This window comes from Streptomyces sp. NPDC028331 (assembly GCF_055565775.1).
The window spans coordinates 66,663-87,270 of sequence record NZ_JBVHTR010000024.1 but is presented as its reverse complement, the minus strand read 5'-3'; the positions used below and the strand labels follow the sequence as shown (position 1 = coordinate 87,270).

Genomic DNA, 20,608 nt, shown 5'->3' with positions numbered 1-20,608 from the left:
CCTGAAGGAGCACCGGCATGACTGAGTCGGACCGTCCGGACAACGCCGTGGCCGTCGTCGGACTGGCGCTGCGGGTCCCCGGGGCGTCGGACCCCGGCACCTTCTGGGCGAACATCGTCGCGGGCCGGGTCTGCCTGCCCGCCGCCCGGGAGGACGGCGCGGCCCCGGCCGACGGGCCGCTGATCGCGGGCCAGATCGACCGCTACGAGCGGTTCGACGCCGAACTGTTCGGCATGACACACGCCCAGGCGGCGACCACCGACCCCCAGCACCGCGTGCTCACCGAACTGACGTGGGAGGCCCTGGAGGACGCCGGGCTCGACACCCAGCGGGATGACGGCCGGGTCGGTGTCTTCGTCGGCTGCGGACCCGACGACTACCTGCACCACCACGTGCTGCGCAACGACCGCGTGGTGCGCACCCAGGGCACCGAGCAGATCCTGTTCGGCAACTCCCGCGACTACCTCGCCACGGCGCTGTCGTACCGGCTCGGCCTGACCGGCCCCAGCATGACGGTGCAGACGGCGTGCTCCACCTCTCTGGTCGCCGTCCACCAGGCGGTGCGCAGTCTGCTGACCTACGAGTGCGACATCGCCGTCGCGGGTGGCGTGACCGTCTTTCCCGTGGAGCGGCCCGAGTACCGGTGGTCCGAGGGCGGCATCTACGCACCGGACGGCCGCTGTCGCGCCTTCACCCGGGGCAGCGGCGGAACCGTTCCCTCCGGTGGGGCCGGCGTGGTGGTGCTGCGGCGATCCGCCGATCTGCCGGAGCCGGGCCGGGCCGCGCGGGCGCACATCGTGGGCAGCGCCGTCAACAACGACGGCGCCGACCGGATGGCCATGTCCGCGCCGAGCCCGCGTGGGCAGGCCGAGGTGATCCGCGAGGCCCTGGAGGTCGCCGGACTCGCCGCCGAGGACATCGGCTACGTAGAGGCGCACGGCACCGGCACCGTCCTGGGCGACCAGGTCGAACTGGCCGCGCTGGCCGAGGTGTACGGCGTCGCGACGCCGGGCTGTGCGATCGGCGCGGTCAAGCCGAACATCGGCCACACGGACACCGCCGCCGGAGTGGTGGGGCTGATCAAGACGGTCCTGGCCCTCCAGCACGACACCGTGCCGCCGGTCCCCGCCCAGCCGGGCGACGGCCCGGACGCCGAGTTGGGCGCGGCCAGGTTCTTCATCCCCCGCCAGGCCCGGCCGTGGAGCGGGACGGTGCCGCGTCACGCCGCCGTCAGCTCCTTCGGGCTGGGCGGCACCAACGCGCACGTGATCCTCGCCCCCGGTGCCGCCGGACCCGCCGCCGACGGCCCCCGGGCGGCCGGCGGCCCGGAAGCCCGCGACGAGCCGCGTGTGGCCGTGTTGACGGCCGCCACACCCCAAGCCCTGCGCGACCGCGCCCGGGACCTCGCCACCTGGCTGGACGGCCCCGGAGCGGACACCGGCCTCGGCGACGTTCTCGGTACCCTCTGGCACGGGCGGCGCCACCTGGCGCACCGGGCCGCGATCGCCCTGCCCCCGGAGCCCGAGCAGGCGCACGCGGCACTGCGAAAGGGCCTGCAGGAGGTGGCCGAGGGCGCGGACGTGCCACCCGCCCGGTCCGAGCCCACCGTGGCCGTCCTGCTCCCCGGGCAGGGCGTGCGGCTGTCGGCGTCGGACGCACCGGCCGACCGGGATCCGGCGTTCGCGGCCGACCTGACCCGGTTGCAGGACGCCGTGCTGCGCGCGGGCGGACCCGACCTGCGGGACTTCAGGACCTGGGACGGCGACGACCCGCGGCTGCTGGACACCGCGGTCGTACAGCCGCTGCTGTTCACCCTCGGCCTGGCCCACCTGTGGTGGCTGGAGCGCCGGGGCATACGACCCGACACCCTCCTCGGACACAGCATCGGCGAGCTGACCGCCGCCGCGTACGCCGGGGTGTTCGACGTCGAGGACGCCGCGGCGGCCGTGGTCCGGCGCGGGGCACTGATGGGCGAGGCCCCGCCCGGAGCGATGCTCGCCGTGCCGCTCGACGAGGCGGCCGCACGCGGGATCGTCGCCGGGCTCCCCGCCGACCTGTGCGGTGTCAACGGCCCCGACGCCGTGGTCCTCGGAGGCGACCACGCCACTGTCGCCGAAATCGAACGGCGATGCGCCGAGCGCGGGCTCGCCACCACCCGGCTCGCCACCTCCCGTGCCTTCCACACCCGCTCGATGGAACAGGCCGCCGCCCGTTTCGAGGATTTCCTGCGCCCGCTGCGGCTGTCCGCACCGCGCACCAGGGTGATCTCCAACGTCTCCGGTGCGGAGCTGACGCCCGAACAAGCCATCGACCCCGGCTACTGGGCGGCCCAGCTCCGCGGAACGGTACGGCTGGCCGACGGAGTCCGCACGCTGCTCGCCGGGCCCTGCGACGTGGTCGTCGGTGTGGGCGGCAGCCGGTCGCTGACCAACCCGGTGCGCCGCGCGGCCCGCGCCCTGGGCACGGCACGGCCGCCCCGGATCGTCGAAATGCTCGGCGGCTCCGGCCAGGACGTGACGCTCGCCCGCCACACCGCCCTGGCCCGGATGTGGGCGGCCGGCTGCGCCGTCGACCTCGCGCCGCCCCGCCCGGACCGGCCCGCGCCGCTGCCGCGCTACCCGTTCGCGGACACCCGGCACTGGATCGATGCGCCCGACACGCCGTCCGACGACGTGGGCGTGGGCGACATCCCGCACGGCGTCCAGGAGACCGACCCTCCCGCCACCGACGACGGGCCGGCCGCTCCCGCCGCGCAGCCGGCCCCCGAGGCGAGCGAGATCGCCACCGCGATCACCGAGATCTGGCAGGACGCCTTCGGTGGTGCGCCCCTCGCCCCCGAGGACAACTTCTTCACCCTCGGCGGCACCTCGCTTCAGGCCGCTCAGCTCATCAGCGTCATCAACGACACGCTGCTCCTCGCCCTGGTGCTCGGGGACCTGTACGAGCACTCCGACCTGGCCGCGTTCATCCGCCGGGCCGAGGAACTGGCCGGCGAACGCGACGACGAGGAACTCCTACGGCTGCTGAACGAGATCGAGGAAGTGCCGTGACCGACCTGTCCCGCCGCCTGGCCGCCCTCACCCCCGAACAGCGCAGGCTCCTCGGGCGCAGGCTCCAGCACCGCACGGCCCGCGAACCCGCCGAGGCCGCGGCCGCCGGCGCTCCCGGGCGGCAGAGCCTCTACTTCTTCGCGAGCGCAGACGCCGTCTCCGCACCGGAGTACTACCGCTTCGTCCTCGACGCGGCACGCCAGGCCGACACCGCCGGACTGCACGCCGTCTGGCTGCCGGAGCGCCACTTCGTGGACTTCGGCGGGCACTCGCCCAACCCGGCCGTCCTCGCCGCGGCCGTCGCCGTGCAGACCGAACAGGTGCAGATCCGGGCCGGCAGCGTCGCCGCCCCCCTGCACCACCCCGCGCGCATCGCCGAGGACTGGTCCGTCGTCGACAACCTCAGCGGCGGCCGGGCCGGTATCTCCTTCGCCAGCGGCTGGCATCCCGACGACTTCGTCCTCGCCCGGACCGACTACGCGCAGCGGCGCGAGACCACCCTGGGGATCATCGACCAGGTACGGGCCCACTGGCGGGGCGAGAAAGTGAGCCACCCCACGACCGCGGGCGGCACCGCCGCCGTCCGCACCGGCCCCGCGCCCGTACGACGTGACATGCCCGTCTGGCTCACCTCGGCGGGCAATTCAGCCACCTTCGCATCGGCCGCCCGCGCCGGGCTCGGCGTGATGACCGCGCTGCTCGGCCAGACGATGCCGCAACTGCGGGAGAACATCGCCCACTACCGGGAGGAGTGGCACCGCGCCGGCCACCCGGGGGACGGCGACGTGGTGGTCATGGTGCACGCCTATGTCAGCGAACGCACCGACCTGGAGGACTTTTTGCGCCCCGCGATGCACGGCTACCTGAGGGCGTACCGGAGCCAGACCACCGCGCCCGGCGAGGACGAGACGCTGCTGCTGGAGAGCGCCTACCTCAACTACCTGGCCGGTCCCTCCCTGCTGGGACCGGCCGCCAAGGCGGCCGCCGTCCTCGGACAGCTACGGGAGGCGGGCGCCGACGAGGTCGGCTACCTGGTCGACTTCGGCCTGCCCACCGCCGAGGTGCTGGCCGCCCTGCCCGCCCTGTTCTCCTGTGTCCCCGCGGAGCGTGACCGATGACCGCAGCCGCCGACAAAGCCGCCCTCACGGCCCGGCTCGCGGGCCTCACCCCGCAGCAACGGGCCGCTCTGGCGGCACGGTTGTCCCGCAAGCGCCAGGGGCCGCCGCCACTCGTGCCGCGGACCGGGCCGCGCGACACCGCGCCCCTGGGCATGGACCAGGAACGCCTGTGGATCCTCGACCAGCTCTACCCCGGCACCGTCACCTACACCCTCGGCTTCGGACTGCGCTTCATCGGGGAGTTCCACCGCGATGTGTTCGACGAGGCCGTGTCCACCGTGGTGCGCCGGCACGAACTGCTGCGCAGCACCGTCGAGGTGGACGGCGCGCAGCCACGGCTGCGCCTGCACCCGGACCGCGGCGCGGACCTCACCTTCGTCGACCTGTCGGGAGGTCCGGCCGAGGAGAAGGAGCTGCGCCGCAGGGAGTTCGTACGGCAACAGGTGCGGCGCCCGTTCGACCTGTCCCGGGACCCGGTGCTGCGCATCGGCGTGGCCGACCTCGGCGGCGGCGACCACCAGGTCGTGCAGACCATGCCGCACTCCTTCACCGACCAGTGGTCGTACGTGCGGCTCAACCGCGAACTGCTGGAGGCCTACCAGGCCGGGCTGGAGGGCCGGGAGCCCCAACTGCCGGACCTGCCCGTGCAGTTCGGCGACTACGCGCAGTGGCAGCGCGCGTACTTCGAGACCGAGTACGGCGAACGCCACCGCGCGTTCTGGCGCGACTACCTCGCGGACGTACCGGACGTGCCCCTGCTGCCGTACGACCACCCGGTCGAGACCGAGGACCGGCTCGGCCGCCAGCACAACTTCGTGCTGGACAAGGGCACCGCTGCCGCGTTCATCAGCCGCGCCAAGGCCGCCCGCAGCACTGTCGCCAACGCCATGGCGGCCGCGTACGCGGCCCTGCTGTACGAGGAGAGCGGCGTACGCGACATCCTGGTCGGAGTGCCCAGCGTGACCCGCGGCCAGGCCGCGGTGCAGGATCTGGTCGGCTTCCTGCTCACCAACGTGCCGCTGCGGATCCGGCTGCCCGAGAACCCCACCCCGAACGACTTCCTGGCCGCGGCCCAGGCGGCGGGCGCGGCCGTTGCGGCCCACCACGAGACGCCGTTCGGCGAGATCGTCCGGGCCGCCGCTCCCGAGCGGACCGCACACGGCTATCCGCTGCTGCGCACCATGCTGGTCCACCTGGACCTCGCCGAGACGGTCTCCTACGAGGTGCCCGGCGCCACCGTCTACGCCAACGCCGTGCCCGAGGGCATCTCCTCGATGGACGTGACCGTCGCCTGGTGGCACCTCGGCGACCTGGTCTACGGCCGGTTCGAGTACCGCACCGCCCTGTTCGAGCCGGAGACGATCGACCGGCTCGCCCGGCGGCTGCTGCAACTGGTCGAGCTCTTCGCCACCTCCCCGGACACCCCGCTCGTGAGCCCCGCCGCCCGGGCCCGTGACACGGTCGCCGCCGCCTGGCGCGAGGCGCTCGACCGGGACACCGCCGGACCGGACGACGCCTTCGCCGCGAGCGGAGGCACCCCGCTGCTGTCCGCGCGGCTGGCCCGACTGCTGCGCGGGGCGGGCTTCGACGCCGGACCCCGGGACATCGCGCCCGGCACTACGCCCGCCGAACTGACCGCACGGCTCCTGGCGGGCGGGAACCCGCTGCGGCCGGGCACCCTGCCGGACACCGCGGTACCCGGTGTGGTCGGGGTCTCGGAGGATTACCTGGAGCGCCTCTTCGCCGACGCGAGCGGCGCCCCGGTCCGCGACGCCCTGCCTCCCCCCCGTCAGGAGGACACCCCATGACCACTGCCGAGGAACCCGGGCGAGCGGTGCCACGCCGTCGGCCGCTGTTCGTACTGCTGCTGGCGCACTACCTGTCGTCGTTCGGCAACGCCATCACGGTGATCACGGTCCCGCTGTACGTCCTCCACGCCACCGGCAGCTCCGTCTCCACCGGACTGGCCGGCTTCGCCAACACCCTTCCGCTGATCTTCGCGGGAGCCGTGGGCGGGGTCTGGATCGACCGCGTCGGTGGCAAACGGATGAGCGTGCTGTGCGACGTCGTCGCGGGCGTCTCCATCGGAGCGGTCCCGCTGCTCGGCAACACCGTGGGGCTGCCGCTGCCCGTCCTGATGGGACTGCTCTTCGGCCGCAGCCTGGGCTCCACGCCGACCGGCGCCGCACGGCAGAGCCTGATCAAGCCGCTCGCGGAGCAGGGCGGGGTCCGGCTGGCGAGCGCGAACTCCTGGATGCAGGGCGCTCCCAGGCTCGGCCTGCTGGTCGGCGCACCACTGGCCGGCCTGCTGATCGCCGTGTCCGGGCCGGTGACCGGCATGTACGTCGACTCCGCCTCCTTCCTGCTCTCAGCCCTGCTCGTCGCGGTCGGCGTGCCCCACGGTTCCGGTCACGCCACCGCCGCGCAGCGCCGGGAGGGCTTCCTGCGGCAGCTCGCCGAGGGCGCCAAACTGGTCCGCGGGATACCCGTGGTCGGCGCCATGACGGCGTTCGTCTTCGTCACCAACTTCCTCGACGACGCCTTCAACCCGGTCATCCTGCCGGTCTACTCGGACCAGGTGCTCCACAACGGCCAGTACCTGGGCTGGCTGGTGGCCGCCTCCGGCTGCGGCGCCGTCGTCGGCACGTTCGGCTACGATCCCCTCAGCGCCCGCTGGCTCACCAGCCGCCGCTGGACCCTGCTCGGCTGCTTCCTGGTCATCGGTGCCCTGCGGCTGACCCTCGCGGGCATGCCGGGCGTGGTGCTGAGCATCGTGATCTCCTTCCTGCTCGGCCTCGCGGCCGGACCGCTCAACCCGGCGCTGTCCACGGTGATGCTGGAGAAGGTCCCGGCAGCCGTCTTCGGCCGGGTCTTCGCCCTCACCTCCGCCGTCGGGATGAGTGCCGCGCCGATCGGCATCCTCGTGGCCGGCTGGTCGATCCACGGCATCGGGCTGCGCGGAACCCTCCTGTGCTTCGGCGCCACGTACATCGTCCTGGTGCTCGTCTCGCTGCGCAGCCGCGCGCTGCGCGACATGGACGCCCCGCCGGCGCCGGCCGGAGAGTCCTCGGACACCGACAAGGAGATGGTTCGTGAGTGACGACGCACCGGTCCGGGTGCAGCGGGCCTCCGCGCTGGAACGGCAGTTCTGGGTCGGCGAGCAGATCGCGCCGTCGACCCGGGCCAACCGGGCCCTCGCCCGGATCCGCGCCGACGGCCCGGTCGAAGACGGTGCGCTCGGGGCGGCGCTGAGCGCGGTCGCCGCCCGCCACGAGGCGCTGCGCACCGCCTTCGTCATCGAGCGGGGGGAGTTGGTGCGCAAGGTGCTCCCTCCCCGGGACGTCCCGCCCCCGCTGTACCTCCCCGCGGGAACCGGCAGCCACGAGGCGACCGCCGCCCTGCTGGCGGACGACTCCCTGGACCTTGGCGCGGGACGGCTCTTCCGGGCCGCCGTGGCACCGGACGACACGGGGGCCACGGTCTACCTGGCGGTGCATCACATCGCCTTCGACGGGATGTCCCAGGAGATCTTCGCCGCCGACCTGTCCCGCGCCTACGCCCTGGCCGTCACGGGCGAGGACCCCGTGCTGCCCGTCCGCGAACGGGCGGAGCCCGCCGCCCTGACTCCCGCCCGGCACGCCGAACTCGCCACTCACTGGCGGACGATGCTCGACGGAGCGGCCGATCTGCCGCTCCCGGGTTCCGCCGTCGGCCCCGGCCCCAGCCAGCGGCAGCTTGCACAGGCCGAACTGGCCGAGGACAGCCGCGAGTTACCGGCCAGCAGCTGGCGGGCGGTGCGTACCCGCGCCCGGCACAGCGGCTGCTCGCCGTACGCGGTGCTGCTGGCGGCCTTCGGCCGGGCACTGGCCGAACTCACCGGCGGCGCCGGCTTCTGCGTCGGAACGCCGGTGGCCGCGCGTACGCCCGGCCAGAGCGACGAGATCGGCTATCTGACGAACACACTGCCCGTGCGCATGCCCGAACTGTCCGGGCCCAAAGTCGTCGAACGGGTCTGGGGGTCCCTGCGCGAGAGCGTCATCGGTTCCGCGCTGCCCTGCGACGAGATCATCCGTGCCGCCCGGACGGCGCCCGGCCGGCGGATGCCCGTCTACCAGGCACTGTTCGCCTTCGAGAACTGGGAGCGGGCGGAACACGCCGCGGGCCCGGTGCGCATCCGCGCCCTCCCCGTGCCACCCGTCGGTGGGCACGCGGAGATCCAGCTCCAGGTGACCGAGCTGCCCGCAGGCACCCTGCACTGCGTCGCCCAGGCCCCGCTCAGCAGCCCCTGGCAGGGCCGGTCGGCCGCCCTGCTGCGCGCCTTCGACGACCAGCTCGGCCTGCTGTGCGCCGACGCCGCCACCCGATCCCTCGGCCAGGAGAACACCGTATGACCACCTCAGTGATGTGCCTGCCCTACGCGGGCGCGGGCGCGGGCGTCTACCGCCCCTGGCAGCTGCAGGAGTCCGCCGCACTGCGCGCCGTACCCATCCAGGTCCCAGGCCGGGAGCGGGAGTTCGGCAAGCCGTTCTACCGTGACTTCTCCGAGGCCGCCGCCGGAACCGCGCGGCGCATCCGGGAAGCCGCGGCGGACGGACAGCCGTTCATCGTCTTCGGGCACAGCTTCGGCGCGCTGCTCGCCTACGAGGCCGTCCGGCACCTGGTCGACACCGGCGGCCCGCTGCCCCGGCACCTGGTGGTCAGCGGCTCCGTCAGCCCCTCCCACCGGCAGGCCGAACGGCTCGACGGTGACGACGAGGAGGTCGTCGCGCGGGCCAGGGCCATCGCGTGCCGGGACATACCGGAGTACGCCGACCCCCGGCTGCGGGAGATCCTGCTGCCGGTCATGAGGGCGGACGTGAACCTGCTGGCCGATTACGTGCCGCCCGCCCGCGATCCGCTGCCCGTCCCGATCACGGCGATCCGCGGCGACCAGGACCACCTGGTGCCCGAGCAGGGGTGGCTGGACTGGAAGGCCTTCACCTCCGCCGGCTTCGACGCCGTCGAGTTCGCCGGGGGCCACATGTACGTGACGGACTGGTGGCCGGAGCTGTGGAAGACGCTGGAGCAACTGGTGTGAGCTCCCGAGAGCGAGGCGTGCCTCCCCGGGAGCGACCTGTGCGCACGCCCGGTGCCCGAGGCGTGCCGACTGCCCGCGGCTGAGCGGACGCCCCGTGCTCGAGGTGCGAGTTCGCCCCGAGTCCTGCTGCCACTGCCCTCCGCGCCTCGCCGCACCGCCCGGAAACCGCGAAGAACAGGACGTGCCCGATGGAACCCGCCACCCTCGTCGACCTTTTCGCCGCCAGCGCCGAACGCCACCCCGAGCGCATCGCGCTGGAAGTGCGGGACACCGCGCTCACCTACCGGCAACTGGACACCGCGGCAGCCCGGATGGCCGCCGTCATGGCCCGGCAGCTACCGGACCGCCCGGCCAGGATCGGACTGCTCGCGGCCCGCAGCCTCACCACCTACACCGGCTATCTGGCCGCGCTCCGCCTCGGCGCGGCCGTCGTCCCGCTCAACCCGTCCTTCCCGGCGGGCCGGCTCCGCGCCATCGCGGACATGACGGATCTGGACCTGATCGTGGTCGACGAGCACGCCACGGCACGGGCCGGGGAACTGGCCGCTGCCAAGAGCGCGGACGGGACGGACGGCCGGAAGCTGCCTCCCCTGGTCACCTTCACCGACGTCGAGGCGGCCGGCGCAGCAGCGGACGGCGAGGACGACGTGCAGCCGGCTCCCGCCGTGCGGGTGTCGCCGGAGGACGTCGCGTACATCCTCTACACCTCCGGTTCCACGGGCCGGCCCCGGGGTGTGCCGATCCGGCATGCGCGCGTGGTGCCGACGCTGCGCTGGCTGGTCGAGTACAACGCCTTCACACCCGAGTCCCGGGTCTCGCAGAACGTGGAGATCTCCTTCGACGTCGCGGTCTTCGAACTCTTCGCCACCTGGGCGGGCGGCGGCGCCCTGGTGGTGCCCCGGCCCAACGACGTCGTGCGGCCGGCGCCGTACGTGAACGCCAAGCGGGTCACGCACTGGTTCTGCGTTCCGTCGGTGGGCGGCATCGCCGCCCGCACCGGAGCGCTGGCACCGAATTCGATGCCGTCGATGAAGGTCGTCCTGTTCGGTGGCGAGCGGCTGCTCGCCGAACAGGCCGAGCAGTGGGCCGCGGCGGCGCCCGGGGCACGGCTGTGGAACCTGTACGGGCCGACCGAGGTCGCGATCGTCTGCTCGGGGCAGGAACTCGGCGGGAAGGGGTCGCTGCTCGCGCCGGGCGCCAACGGGACCCTGCCGATCGGCGAGGTGCCGCCGCACCTGGACCATGTGATCCTCGACGACAGGGGTGAGCCCGCCGAGACGGGTGAGCTGTGCGTCCGGGGCGTGCAGCGCTTCGACGGCTACCTCGACCCGGCCGACGACGTGGGCCGTTTCGTGGAGTGGAGCCCGGGGCGGGCGGCGGTGGTCCACGACGGCACGGCGCCGCTGACCCGGGACCTGTGGTACCGCACCGGCGACCGGGTGCGCCGGGAGAACGGCGCCCTGGTCCACCTGGGCCGCCTCGACCACCAGGTCAAACTGCGCGGCCACCGCATCGAGCTGGGCGAGGTCGACGCGGCCCTGGCCGGGCACCCCGCCGTGCGCGACGCGGTCGCGGTGGTCCAGGAGCACGAGAGCGATGCCGAGTTGGTCGCCTATTACACGGGCGAGGCGATCTCGCAGAGCGACCTCACCGCGTTCCTGCGCGCCCGGCTGCCCGTCTACATGATTCCTAGGCGGTTCACGCATCTGCAGAAGCTGCCGCTCAACGCCAACGGCAAGGTGGACCGCACCGCCTTCGCGGCCGGACCGCACTCCGCGGCGCAGGCCGGCTGAGACCCGGATTCCAGGGAGACATGACATGACCGCAACCCCGTCGCCCCTCCCCGTCCCACCCCGGCTGACCACGCCCGCAGGACCGCGCGGAGCGGATCAGCCGTGGTGGAACGCCCAGCTCGGCTCCGCCATGCCCTTTTCCCGCTACGAGCGGTCCGGCGCCCGGCTTCCGCTTCCGCTGACGGACCGCACCTGGCCGTCGAAGTCCTTGGTCAGGGCCCCGCTGTGGGCGTCGGTCGACCTCCGGGACGGCAACCAGGCGCTGCGCGACCCGATGGACATCAGGCGGAAAAGAGCGATGTTCGACCTGCTCGTCCGCATGGGCTTCAAGGACATCGAGGTCGGATACCCCTCGGCCAGCGCAGCGGACTTCTCGTTCGTCCGCACGCTGATCGAGGAGGACCTCATCCCGGACGACGTGACGATATCCGTCTTCACCCCGGCCCGGCCCGAACTGATTGACCGAACCTTCGAGGCCATCGACGGGGCGGACCGGGCGGTGGTGCATCTGTGCCACGCCACCGCCTGCCTGTGGCGCGAGGTCGTCTTCGCGATGACCACACGCGAGGTCGAGGAGATGGCGGTCCGGGCAGCAGGGCACGTCGCCCGGCGCGCGGACGCCACCAAGGGAACGCGGCTGCGTTTCCAGTACTCACCGGAGACGTTCAACGTGACCGAGCCGGAGTTCGTCCTGCGACTGTCGAACACCGTCGCCGCGCTGTGGGACGCGAGTCCGGACCGCCCGGTCACCCTCAATCTGCCGACCACGGTGGAGACCGACTCCCCCAACGTGTTCGCCGACCAGGTCGAGTGGATGCACCGCAACCTGGACAACCGGCGGTCGGTCATCCTCTCCGTCCATCCGCACAACGACCGCGGCACCGCGGTCGCCTCCGCGGAGCTGGCCGTCATGGCGGGCGCCGAGCGGATCGAGGGCACGCTCTTCGGCAACGGGGAACGCACCGGCAACGTCTGTCTCGCGACGCTGGCGCTGAACCTCTTCAGCCAGGGAGTCGATCCCCAGCTGGACTTCTCGGACATCGACGGGATCCGCCGCACGGTTGAGTTCGCCAACCAGCTGCCGGTGCCGCCCCGTCACCCTTACGTCGGCGACCTCGTCCACACGGCCTTTTCCGGCACGCACCAGGACGCCATAGCCAAGGGCCTGGCCGCGATCGGGCGCCGTGCCGCCGAAGCGGGTACGCCTGCCACCGCGGTGCACTGGGACGTCCCTTACCTGCCCATCGATCCGCAGGACGTGGGCCGGACGTACGAGTCCGTCGTGCGGGTCAACAGCCAGTCCGGCAAGGGCGGGGTGGCACATGTGCTCAACACCGCGTACGGGCTGCAGCTGCCGCGCACGATGCGGGCGGAGTTCGGCCGCCGTGTGCAGCGTGCCGCGGACCACGACGGCGGCGAGCTCACCTCGCGCGAGCTGCACGCCCTGTTCACCGAGGAGTACCTGGAGTTCGACCGGCCGCGGCTCCTGCTCAAGGAGTTCCGAACGACGCCCGGCGCCGTCGGCGTCACCCTCGCCGCCCTGGTCGTCCTCGGGAACGGCGAGGAGCGGCGCCTGACCGCCGACGGAGCCGACGCGGCCACCGCCTTCGCCGCCGCCCTGGCGGGCATCGGCATCACCGTGCAACGGCCGGAACTGACCTGCCACCCGCTGCCCGACACCGTCGGTACCCGCTTCGCCGCCTACGCTCGGGTCACCGTCGACGGCACGGTCCACCACGGCGCCGGCATCACCGACGACGCGGAACTGGCCCGGTTGACGGCGGTGGCCTCCGCGGTCAACCGGGCCCACGGATGACTCCTCCTCCGGCCTGCCATGGACGTGCAGGCCGGCATGTACGGCAACAACTCATGAGGGAACTCGAGGTCGGCGGGGCCGGCTTCGAACACTCGAACCTGAGGGCCTCCTGGTGGCGTCCGGCCGCATCGCCCCGTCGCCGCGAGGCCGGGGCATGCCCGGCCTCGCGGCCGTCGGCGCCGAGGCCCACGGCGGAGCGGATGGGAGGGATCCCACGCACGAGAGGCATCAGCCCGAGGCCGTAGTCGGTCGGCGTGGCGGGGAGACCTCCGGGGATCTTCTTGCCGGCCCGCTTCGGGATGGTGGTCTCCGGACGGTTCGGGGCGTCCGAGATGTGCTGCGCGGTCTCCTTGACATCGGCGTTGCCGAGGTCGGCCACGCGGGTCGGGCGTTCGGGCTGCTCGCGGACTCGGTCAAGAACAGCGGGAGATGATGCGTCGTCAGGCACGGTGTTCCACTCGGAATCACGGGCCTCGAGAACTCCATGATCTTCGAACTCGTGCGAGGGCCGGCCCCGGCTCCGGCGACACGCGGCGCGCATCTGCGCGAAGCTGCCTGGCCTCTCTCGACGAACAGGGCTGTGGGAAGGTCGGACGACGCCTGGAGCCGCACCTACCCGAGTGCCGGAGGGTGCTCGGCTGGACGGCGTCCCCAGGCCGAGATCAGGGGCGCGAGCGTCAGGTCGAGTGTGCCCGCGTGGATGGCGGCCAGGTGCGCGTCGATCTCGGCGTCGTCGGCCAGGCCGGCCGCAAGCAGCTCGCCGCGCACGTGCCGGATGGTCGCCGCCTCCAGCCGGTCGCAGGCCGGCCCGCCGACCGGGAAACAGCCCGCCGCGGCGACATCTACCAAGCCGGCCTCACGCAATGCCCGCGGCAGCGTCCGGCCGTAGCGCAGGTCCGCGCCGCGGCGCGCCAGCAGTTCCCGGACCGCGTCGCGCAGCCGGTTGGCCCGCCGCTGCGCAGGACCGCTGTCGTCCAGGCATGCCAGTGGCTGCAGAGCGGTATCGGCGTCCTCGACCAGCAGCCAGCCACCGGGCCGTAGCGCTGCCGCCATCGTGGCCAACGCGCGAGCCCGGTCGGGTACATCGACCAGCACGAGCCGGGCGTGCACCAGATCGAACGTTCCCGGCTCCGGGGGCGGATCAGCGGCGACGTCGTGCCGGCGCACCTCGTACCCTTCTCCTGCCTTCAGCCATGACGGGTCGACGTCCGTGGCCAGTACGTGCCCGGTCGGACCGACGGCCGCCGCGAGCGCCTCCGGGATACCGGGGCCACCGGCCCCCACTTCCCAGCAGCGCGAGCCGGCCCTGACCCCCAGTCGATCGAAGTGCCCGCGCGTCACACCGTCGAACAACTCGGCCAGCCAAACGAATCGCTCGCCCGCCTCGGCGCGCGCGTTGTCCAGCAGGTACCCGCGGGCGGGAGCGGACTCTCCACCCAGCACGGTAGTCCCGCCCATCGGATCCGGTCGGTCACCGACGTGCGGCGGACGGGGCGAGGAGGTCATGACTACATGGTCGACCTTCCCAGGCCACCAGCGCCACGGCGACGGGAGAGGGATGTCTCACACAGCCGGAGTTCAGCGCCGTGGCGGTCGAGTTCCATACACCGAGTGGGTGCGCTCTGCCCGTTTTCGTGTGACTACGGGTGAGGACGTTCATGGCCGAAGGGTTCGGGCCGGCACGACGCGAGAGACCGGTGGGGAGCAGGTCGCACGGCCCGTGCCGCCGCGTGCCGCGCGACGCATGAAGTCGACGACCCGGTCGTTCACCGTCGGCGTCGCGCGGGCATTTCCGTGGCGTCGGCCGGCAGGTAGCAGCCGAGCAGGAGAACTGGACGGGAGGGTCAGGGCGGATTCGGAGCTGCGGCCGGGCTGGGCAGGCGAGCCGCAGCGGGACGGCTCTCCGGGCTCTCCGGGGTGTCTCATTCGAGCGCCCGACAGAGGGCTTCCACTTCCTCGACTGTCTGTGTCGGGTACGGGCGGGTTCTCGTTCGGCGATCGGGGCACCCCGGGGCGGGGCCGGAAACGGGCCTCAGGAACTCGGCCCGTTCACGGGTGTCGAGAATGGGCCGCCGGCTCGGTCCTGGGTATACCGGTGGCCTCAAAGGGCCGCGCAACACAGAGGGAGAACCGCCATGACGCTTCAGCGGATGGACAACGTCGGCATCGTTGTCGAAAACCTGGACGCCGCCGTCGCCTTCTTCACCGAACTGGGCATGGAGGTCGAGGGCACGGCGCAGATCGAGGGCCTCTTCGCGGATCAGGCCGTCGGACTCGACGGAGTCCGCAGGACATCGCGATGATGCGGACCCCGGACGGCCACGGCAAGTTCGAGCTCGCGCAGTACCACACCCCCGCGGCGATCGGCGACGGATCGCACAACCCGCCGCCGAACACGCTGGGCCTGCACCGGGTCATGTTCGCCGTCGACGACATCGACAACACCATCACCCGCCTGCACTGCCATGGCGCCGAACTGATCGGCGAGGTAGCGCAGTCCAAGGACATCTACCGCCTCTGCTACCTCCGCGGCCCCTCATGCATCATCCTCGCCCTGGCCGAACAGATCAGCTAACGGCCCTTCGTGGCCGACCTGTGGGCCATCAGAACAATCCGCCGGATGCATGAACCACCCCACGGAGGCTGCGAAACGGCCCCGGGTGACTGCCGTACCGCCCGCACCCGCGCTCCGGCTCGCTATGACGACGTTCGGCCCCTTCGCCCGTTGAGCCACATGTTCCGTTGGACCGCAGAGTGTGTGTTGCGTTCACGGAAATTCACGAGGACAGCCCGGAGCGAGCTTCTCGGTTCACCGGCGCGTCTCCTCGGCGAAAGACTTCGCCGCCTTCCGCAGTATCTCGCCCCGGCTGTACCTGGCGCAGGGCCTCGTGCGGCCTGGAGGATTCGCCCGCCGTGGCCGGTGACGCGCTGCAACGCTTCATTCGTGGTCGCGCAGGAAGGTGGGGATCTCGTCGCGGGTCGGATGGTCCGGCAGGGGTGCCGGCTTGTCCTGAAGGAACGCAGTGATGACGGCGGCGGCTCGGTCGTTGTTGTCGTCCAGGCCGTTCCACATGTGGTGTCCGACTCCGGGCATGTACTGCGTGCGCTGGATGGCGGGGTCGTCGGCGAGGACGGTGGTCTCCCATTGACGGACCTGGGAGGAGCACTCGGCGATCATCAGCATCGCGGGGGTCCGGGACTGCCTCAGCAGCGGTGCAATAGAGGGCGAGTCCTTGACCGTCTGCTCGACGCGAAGGCTGGCGGCGGGGCTGAAGGAGAAGTTCTGTGCGGTGTTCTCGGCGGGGATGCGGTGCGCGTCGCGCGCGCAGTACGCGGATGCGGTGTCGCTGCCGAGGTCTGCGGCGGTGAAGGCGTTGTCGCCTTCGGCCTGTCCGATCAGTCCGGTGTCGGGGGTGAGGAGTCCCAGTCGCATGAGTCCGAACGCCACGGCGTACCGGGGGACGTGCGTCGATCGCGGTCCGGTCATGGCCGGCGCGAGGCCCCGTGCGGATTTCCGGCCCCCGTGCCCGGTGATGTGCGCGGTGGGGCCGTCCATGGGGCCCGGCTCGGCGATGATCGCTCGGTGCAGGCGTGCGGCGACGTTCGGGTCGGCCAGGGCTCGGGTGAGCACGGTCCCGCCCGAGGAGAAGCCGAGGATGTCGACCTTGCCCTTGTTCAGGTGGTCGACGAAGGCGGCGAGGTCGCGGACCGACCTGGAGATCGTGTACTGGCCCATGGGGAGGAGGTCGCTTCGTCCGCCACCGGCCTGCTCGTAGGCGTAGACGTCGTAGCCCTGGCGTGCCAGGAGTTGCAGAAACCGGTGGTCGAGCACCGAGATGCCGCGGACCGGTCCGCCGTTGAGGTACACCAACGGGACGGGATACCGGGGGCCGGGGTTCGCCGGCGGGTAGTGGTATACGGCGACCCGGCTGCCTGTGGTCAGGCTCCAGTGCTGCGTGGTCACGAACGGCAGGGCGGGCGGGTACCGCCGGGCCGTCGGCACGGTCGGGATGCAGACCGCCGCCGTCATCGCTGCCGCGACGACCACCGGCAGGAACGGCACGAGCCGCGCCGGCCAGGTGCGTCGCCGTCCCCGCCACGTGGCGAGGACAGTCCCGGCTCCAAAGGTCGTCGACCATGCGGCGAGCCCCGAGCCTGCCCCGTTCGTAAGGGCGATCAGCGCGAGAAAGACGACGACCAGCGTCACGACGACGGCCACGGCCAGGAGTAAGCGTCCGGTGTAGCGGACGAGACGTATGGCGGACGTGGACAAGGCGGGCCTCCAGCGGTTTTAAAACACTGTTTCAAAACGACGTTATCAGAGAGGGTAGGCTGCGGGTCGTGGGTAGGCCGAGAACAAACGACGAGGTCGTCAAAGAGCGGCTTGTGGTGTGCGCGACCGAGATGCTCGCCACCCGTCCGCGAGAGTCGGTCACGGTCCGCGCCGTGGCCGCTGCCGCCGAGACGTCTACGACGGCGGTGTACTCCTTGTTCGGCGGCAAGGACGGGCTGATCGGTGCGGTGCGCGACAGAGCCGTCGCCGGCCTGTTCCGGGAACTGTCGGCGGTGCAGGCCTCCGCGGACCCTCTCGCCGACCTCTACGCGCTCGCCGTCGCCTACCGTCGCTGGGGGCGCGAACACAGCCACCTGTACACGGTGCTGTTCGGTGGCGTGCAGTCCTTCGACCCGTCGGGGGAGGTCGGTGCCGGTGACCCGATCCGTCCGCTCCTCGCGGCGATCGACCGCGCCTTGACGGCGTCCGTCCTCGCTGGCAGCGCAACGTCGATCGCCCTGTCGATCTGGGGAACTCTGCATGGGCTCGTGACTCTCGAACTGGCCGGAGCGCTCGACACCGCGACAGCCGAGGCCGCATTCCGATCGGCGATTCACGCCACGCTGCGCGGCTGGACGACCCCGGCGGTGTTCCGCAGCCTTCGCCAAGCAGAACTCGCTCCTTGACAGGATCAGGGCCGGTATCCCGGCTTGCTGGTACCTGCTGGGGTGCGGGTGCGTGGTCTCATCGCTTCTCTCCCGAGATGATTGGCATGCCCAGGGAGACTGGAGTGCGGTTGCGGTTCCTGGTGAGGCGGTCGAGGGAGGCGAGTTCGTTGCGGGCGGCTTCGAGGCTGATGTGGAGTCCTTGGATTGCGAGAAGGCCGTTGACGCGGGCCTCCTCGATGCGGTCACCGAGGTTGCGGATGATCTCTTCCAGACGTCGCCGCTGCTGCGGGTCGACGCGGAGCATCGGACACCGGACGCAGGCATGTTCGTGTGCGCATGGGGTGCCGTATGGGCGCCCGCAGGTGCCCACTCGACTTTGGGATTCTGCCGTAGCCGCGCGGTGTTCGCCCTCCGTCCGTGTCGCAGGGCCGTCGATGTCCCGAGTCCGACGAGCCGGTGACGGAGGGGGTGGCGCAGCCTCAGGTTGTTCGCGGTGCGGGCGGCCAGGGCGAGCGAGTTCGGCGAACTGCGCACCCCGTTCGCGCAGGAAGGCAATGGCCTGCGCGCAGCCCATCGGGGGGTAGTACTCGATCTCGGTGCCGTCGTCCTCAAAGCCCCGGTCGAGGGACTCCCGGCCGATGCTGACCATCAGCGCGACGACGGCGGCCCGCTCGGGCGTGGCGCTGTCGGCGGCCATCTCGAACAGGAAGGGGAGGCCGGCTGCCGTGGGCGGGTACACGCTGCCCTGGTGGCGGACCGCGCCGTAGAAACGGTCGAGGGCCTTGTGGCGTTCCTCCGCGTCCGGGGAGCGCAGCGCCCACAGCAGCGCCGGTACCTCCTCAGCCGAGCCGTAGGCGTGTTCCATCGACGCCCAGTCGATGTCATGAAGTCCGTCGAACATGATCAGAACCATGACAGGCGGCACTGACAACAAGGCGTCCGGGGACGAGCGTACGACACTCGTCGGCACGGGCCAGGACCAACGGAGCGTGCGTCACAGTGCCCGGAGCTGGGTGAGCAGTTGGAGGGTGTCGGAGTTGAGCCAGTACTCCACGAACTTGCCGTCCTGTATCCGCAGTGTGTCGGTGCCGGTGAAGGTGACGACGGTGCCGGGTGCGGCTTTCGTCCCGGGGAAGCCGCCGGCGTAGGTGCCGGTGGCCGTCCAGCGCACCGAGGCGCGGTCCCGGGCGATCAGAGGATCGGTCTGCAGGGAGAAGCGCAGGTCGGGGAAGGCTGCGCGGGTCTGGGCGATCCAGGTGACCAGGCCGTCCGTGCCGCGGATGCTGCTGCCGTCACCGCCGTCGAGGAGGGCGGCGTGGACGGTGAAGTCCGGGGAGATGAAGGTCTGCGCCTGGGTGTAGTCGCCGTTCCACAGGCGCAGCCACGCGTCGAGCATCGCCTTCGGGTTCTTGACGGCCGCCCGGTGGCCCGGGGAGGTGACCGAATGAGCTGCCGGGGCGGAGGACGAGGTGGATGCTGCGGCCGTTGTCGCGCTGACGGCCAGGGCGGCCACGGCGGCGGGGACAAGCAGGCGGATCCGGGGGCGGGCGGTGGTGGTCATGAAGGTTCCTCGCATATCTGTGTGGTGGAGAGCGGTGGTGCCGGCGGGCTGTGGTGTCAGTCGGTGCCGGTCGGGCTGTGGTGTCAGTCGGTGCAGGTGGTGCCGGGCGCGGGCAGGGCGCGGGTGGTCAGGTAGCGGTTGGTGGCGTCGCGCACGCACTGGGAGAGCAGGAACATGCTGTAGTCGTCGCCTTCGCGGCTGAGGACGACGCTGCCGGGCGGTTGGGCCGCCATGGCGAAGCCCGCGCTGTGCGGGGCGAGCGCCTGGTGGGTGGACTGCACGACGAGCGCGGGAGGCGCGCCGTGGATGGGAGACCCGGCCGCGACGGGGTGGGCGGGGATCGGCCAGCCGAGGCAGCCGGTGAGGGCGGTCCAGGAGCGCACGGCGCCGCCGAGGTGCGGGGAGATCCGGGCCAGGTCGTTGCGCAGGCGGGTTAGCTGGTCGAACGTGGTCACCGGGCGTGCGGTGTCCAGGCAGGCGGAGACCTGCACCTGCACGGGGTCGAGGGTGTCGTCGGGTTCGTAGGTGAAGTCGCTCGCGTCGCCTGCCTGGGCTTTGACAACGGCCTGGGCGAGGGCGGGCCAGGTGACGCCGGAGAGGGTCAGGTAGTCCTGGGTGGCGGTGCGGATGTCTTCGCCGGTCAGGGTCCGGCTGCCGTCGGCGGTGGGGATCGGGGTGCGGTCGGCGCGGGCGACGAGGGCGTCGTACTCGGCCGCTGTGTCCTTGCCGTGCAGGGCGCAGTCGGTCGATGCCGAGCACCAGGCGGTGAAGCGGTTGAACGCCTCTTCCGCCGTGGCTGCTTCCCGGCGGATCCGCTCGGCGGGTGTGGTGGTGTCGTCCAGCGCCGTGTCCAGGACCATGGTGCGCAGCCGGCCGCGGTAGAGGTGGGCGTAGGTGCGTCCGAGCAGGGTGCTGTAGTGGATGCCGTACCAGTTCAGCTGCTTCTCGCCGAGCCCGGTGCGTACGGCTTCGAAGTCCCGTGCGGTGCTGGTCAGGTCGGTGTGGGCGACCAGGGGGCCGTTCTCGCGCGGACAGTTGGCGGCGAAGGCGCGGTTGTGGGCCACGAGTGCGTCGAACTCCGCCTTGTTGTGCGGGAAGTGGGTGACGCCGACCGGTTCGAGGGGCGTGGTGCAGCGGATCGGGGTGCTGTGGCCCACTCCGCGCGGGTCGACGGCGACCAGGTCGAAGTTGCGGCTCATGGCGCCGGCGAACGAGGGGAAGCCGATGCGCATCGCCAGTCGCAGCTGTTCGA

The 20,608-nt window shown here is 72.0% G+C and carries 14 protein-coding genes and 1 pseudogene; 10 read left to right on the top strand and 5 right to left on the bottom strand.

Annotation, left to right across the window (positions count from 1 at the left end; genetic code table 11):
• Positions 1-17: 17 nt before the first annotated feature.
• The 8 genes from ACZ4SW_RS29340 to ACZ4SW_RS29305 all read left to right on the top strand — a co-directional run bounded on the left by ACZ4SW_RS29340 (position 18) and on the right by ACZ4SW_RS29305 (position 12,854).
• Entirely contained in the window at positions 18-3,050 is a 3,033-nt protein-coding gene (locus tag ACZ4SW_RS29340; protein ID WP_468251647.1) for a type I polyketide synthase, read from the top strand.
• Entirely contained in the window at positions 3,047-4,168 is a 1,122-nt protein-coding gene (locus tag ACZ4SW_RS29335; RefSeq protein ID WP_468251646.1) for a MupA/Atu3671 family FMN-dependent luciferase-like monooxygenase, read from the top strand. Before ACZ4SW_RS29340 ends, ACZ4SW_RS29335 begins: the two co-directional genes overlap by 4 nt.
• A complete protein-coding gene (locus ACZ4SW_RS29330; protein ID WP_468251644.1) occupies positions 4,165-5,976 on the top strand; it encodes a condensation domain-containing protein in 1,812 nt (603 codons plus the stop codon). The genes ACZ4SW_RS29335 and ACZ4SW_RS29330 overlap by 4 nt, the downstream gene beginning before the upstream one ends.
• Positions 5,973-7,268: an MFS transporter gene (locus ACZ4SW_RS29325; protein ID WP_468251643.1), complete on the top strand. Its 1,296-nt coding sequence runs from the start codon at positions 5,973-5,975 to the stop codon at positions 7,266-7,268. The genes ACZ4SW_RS29330 and ACZ4SW_RS29325 overlap by 4 nt, the downstream gene beginning before the upstream one ends.
• Entirely contained in the window at positions 7,261-8,559 is a 1,299-nt protein-coding gene (locus tag ACZ4SW_RS29320; RefSeq protein WP_468251642.1) for a condensation domain-containing protein, read from the top strand. The genes ACZ4SW_RS29325 and ACZ4SW_RS29320 overlap by 8 nt, the downstream gene beginning before the upstream one ends.
• The gene (locus ACZ4SW_RS29315; protein WP_468251640.1) at positions 8,556-9,245 is read left to right on the top strand and encodes a thioesterase II family protein; all 690 of its coding nucleotides are present in this window, start codon (positions 8,556-8,558) and stop codon (positions 9,243-9,245) included. Before ACZ4SW_RS29320 ends, ACZ4SW_RS29315 begins: the two co-directional genes overlap by 4 nt.
• 188 nt (positions 9,246-9,433) lie before the next feature.
• Entirely contained in the window at positions 9,434-11,038 is a 1,605-nt protein-coding gene (locus ACZ4SW_RS29310; RefSeq protein ID WP_468251639.1) for an amino acid adenylation domain-containing protein, read from the top strand.
• A gap of 25 nt (positions 11,039-11,063) precedes the next feature.
• Positions 11,064-12,854: a 2-isopropylmalate synthase gene (locus tag ACZ4SW_RS29305; RefSeq protein WP_468251638.1), complete on the top strand. Its 1,791-nt coding sequence runs from the start codon at positions 11,064-11,066 to the stop codon at positions 12,852-12,854.
• A 612-nt stretch (positions 12,855-13,466) separates the two neighbouring features.
• On the opposite strand, the gene ACZ4SW_RS29300 is transcribed toward ACZ4SW_RS29305, so the two are convergent.
• A complete protein-coding gene (locus ACZ4SW_RS29300; protein ID WP_468251694.1) occupies positions 13,467-14,312 on the bottom strand; it encodes a methyltransferase domain-containing protein in 846 nt (281 codons plus the stop codon).
• A 677-nt stretch (positions 14,313-14,989) separates the two neighbouring features.
• Between ACZ4SW_RS29300 and ACZ4SW_RS29295 the strand changes: the two are divergent.
• A pseudogene (locus ACZ4SW_RS29295) lies at positions 14,990-15,429 on the top strand (VOC family protein).
• Between the two features lie 363 nt (positions 15,430-15,792).
• Here ACZ4SW_RS29295 and ACZ4SW_RS29290 read toward each other — a convergent pair.
• Positions 15,793-17,127 carry an alpha/beta fold hydrolase gene (locus tag ACZ4SW_RS29290; RefSeq protein ID WP_468251636.1) on the bottom strand — a complete coding sequence of 445 codons (1,335 nt, stop codon included), beginning with the start codon at positions 17,125-17,127 and terminating at the stop codon, positions 15,793-15,795.
• A gap of 68 nt (positions 17,128-17,195) precedes the next feature.
• Here ACZ4SW_RS29290 and ACZ4SW_RS29285 point away from each other — a divergent pair, with 68 nt between their 5' ends.
• A complete protein-coding gene (locus ACZ4SW_RS29285; protein WP_468251635.1) occupies positions 17,196-17,813 on the top strand; it encodes a TetR/AcrR family transcriptional regulator in 618 nt (205 codons plus the stop codon).
• A 58-nt stretch (positions 17,814-17,871) separates the two neighbouring features.
• Here ACZ4SW_RS29285 and ACZ4SW_RS29280 read toward each other — a convergent pair whose 3' ends face one another.
• The 3 genes from ACZ4SW_RS29280 to ACZ4SW_RS29270 form a co-directional block, all read right to left on the bottom strand.
• Positions 17,872-18,765: a hypothetical protein gene (locus ACZ4SW_RS29280; protein WP_468251633.1), complete on the bottom strand. Its 894-nt coding sequence runs from the start codon at positions 18,763-18,765 to the stop codon at positions 17,872-17,874.
• Positions 18,766-18,789: 24 nt separating this feature from the next.
• Positions 18,790-19,356: an ester cyclase gene (locus ACZ4SW_RS29275; protein ID WP_468251632.1), complete on the bottom strand. Its 567-nt coding sequence runs from the start codon at positions 19,354-19,356 to the stop codon at positions 18,790-18,792.
• An 83-nt stretch (positions 19,357-19,439) separates the two neighbouring features.
• Positions 19,440-20,588, bottom strand: coding sequence for an alpha/beta fold hydrolase (locus ACZ4SW_RS29270; protein ID WP_468251630.1), 1,149 nt, complete (start codon positions 20,586-20,588; stop codon positions 19,440-19,442).
• Positions 20,589-20,608 lie beyond the last annotated feature (20 nt).

Bases quoted from the DNA above. Each gene is read 5' to 3' on its own strand.
- ACZ4SW_RS29325 (WP_468251643.1), top strand. From the start codon at position 5,973: ATGACCACTGCCGAGGAACCCGGGCGAGCGGTGCCACGCCGTCGGCCG.
- ACZ4SW_RS29310 (WP_468251639.1), top strand. From the start codon at position 9,434: ATGGAACCCGCCACCCTCGTCGACCTTTTCGCCGCCAGCGCCGAACGC.
- ACZ4SW_RS29340 (WP_468251647.1), top strand. From the start codon at position 18: ATGACTGAGTCGGACCGTCCGGACAACGCCGTGGCCGTCGTCGGACTG.
- ACZ4SW_RS29330 (WP_468251644.1), top strand. From the start codon at position 4,165: ATGACCGCAGCCGCCGACAAAGCCGCCCTCACGGCCCGGCTCGCGGGC.
- ACZ4SW_RS29270 (WP_468251630.1), bottom strand. From the start codon at position 20,588: ATGCGCATCGGCTTCCCCTCGTTCGCCGGCGCCATGAGCCGCAACTTC.
- ACZ4SW_RS29300 (WP_468251694.1), bottom strand. From the start codon at position 14,312: ATGGGCGGGACTACCGTGCTGGGTGGAGAGTCCGCTCCCGCCCGCGGG.
- ACZ4SW_RS29315 (WP_468251640.1), top strand. From the start codon at position 8,556: ATGACCACCTCAGTGATGTGCCTGCCCTACGCGGGCGCGGGCGCGGGC.
- ACZ4SW_RS29275 (WP_468251632.1), bottom strand. From the start codon at position 19,356: ATGACCACCACCGCCCGCCCCCGGATCCGCCTGCTTGTCCCCGCCGCC.
- ACZ4SW_RS29305 (WP_468251638.1), top strand. From the start codon at position 11,064: ATGACCGCAACCCCGTCGCCCCTCCCCGTCCCACCCCGGCTGACCACG.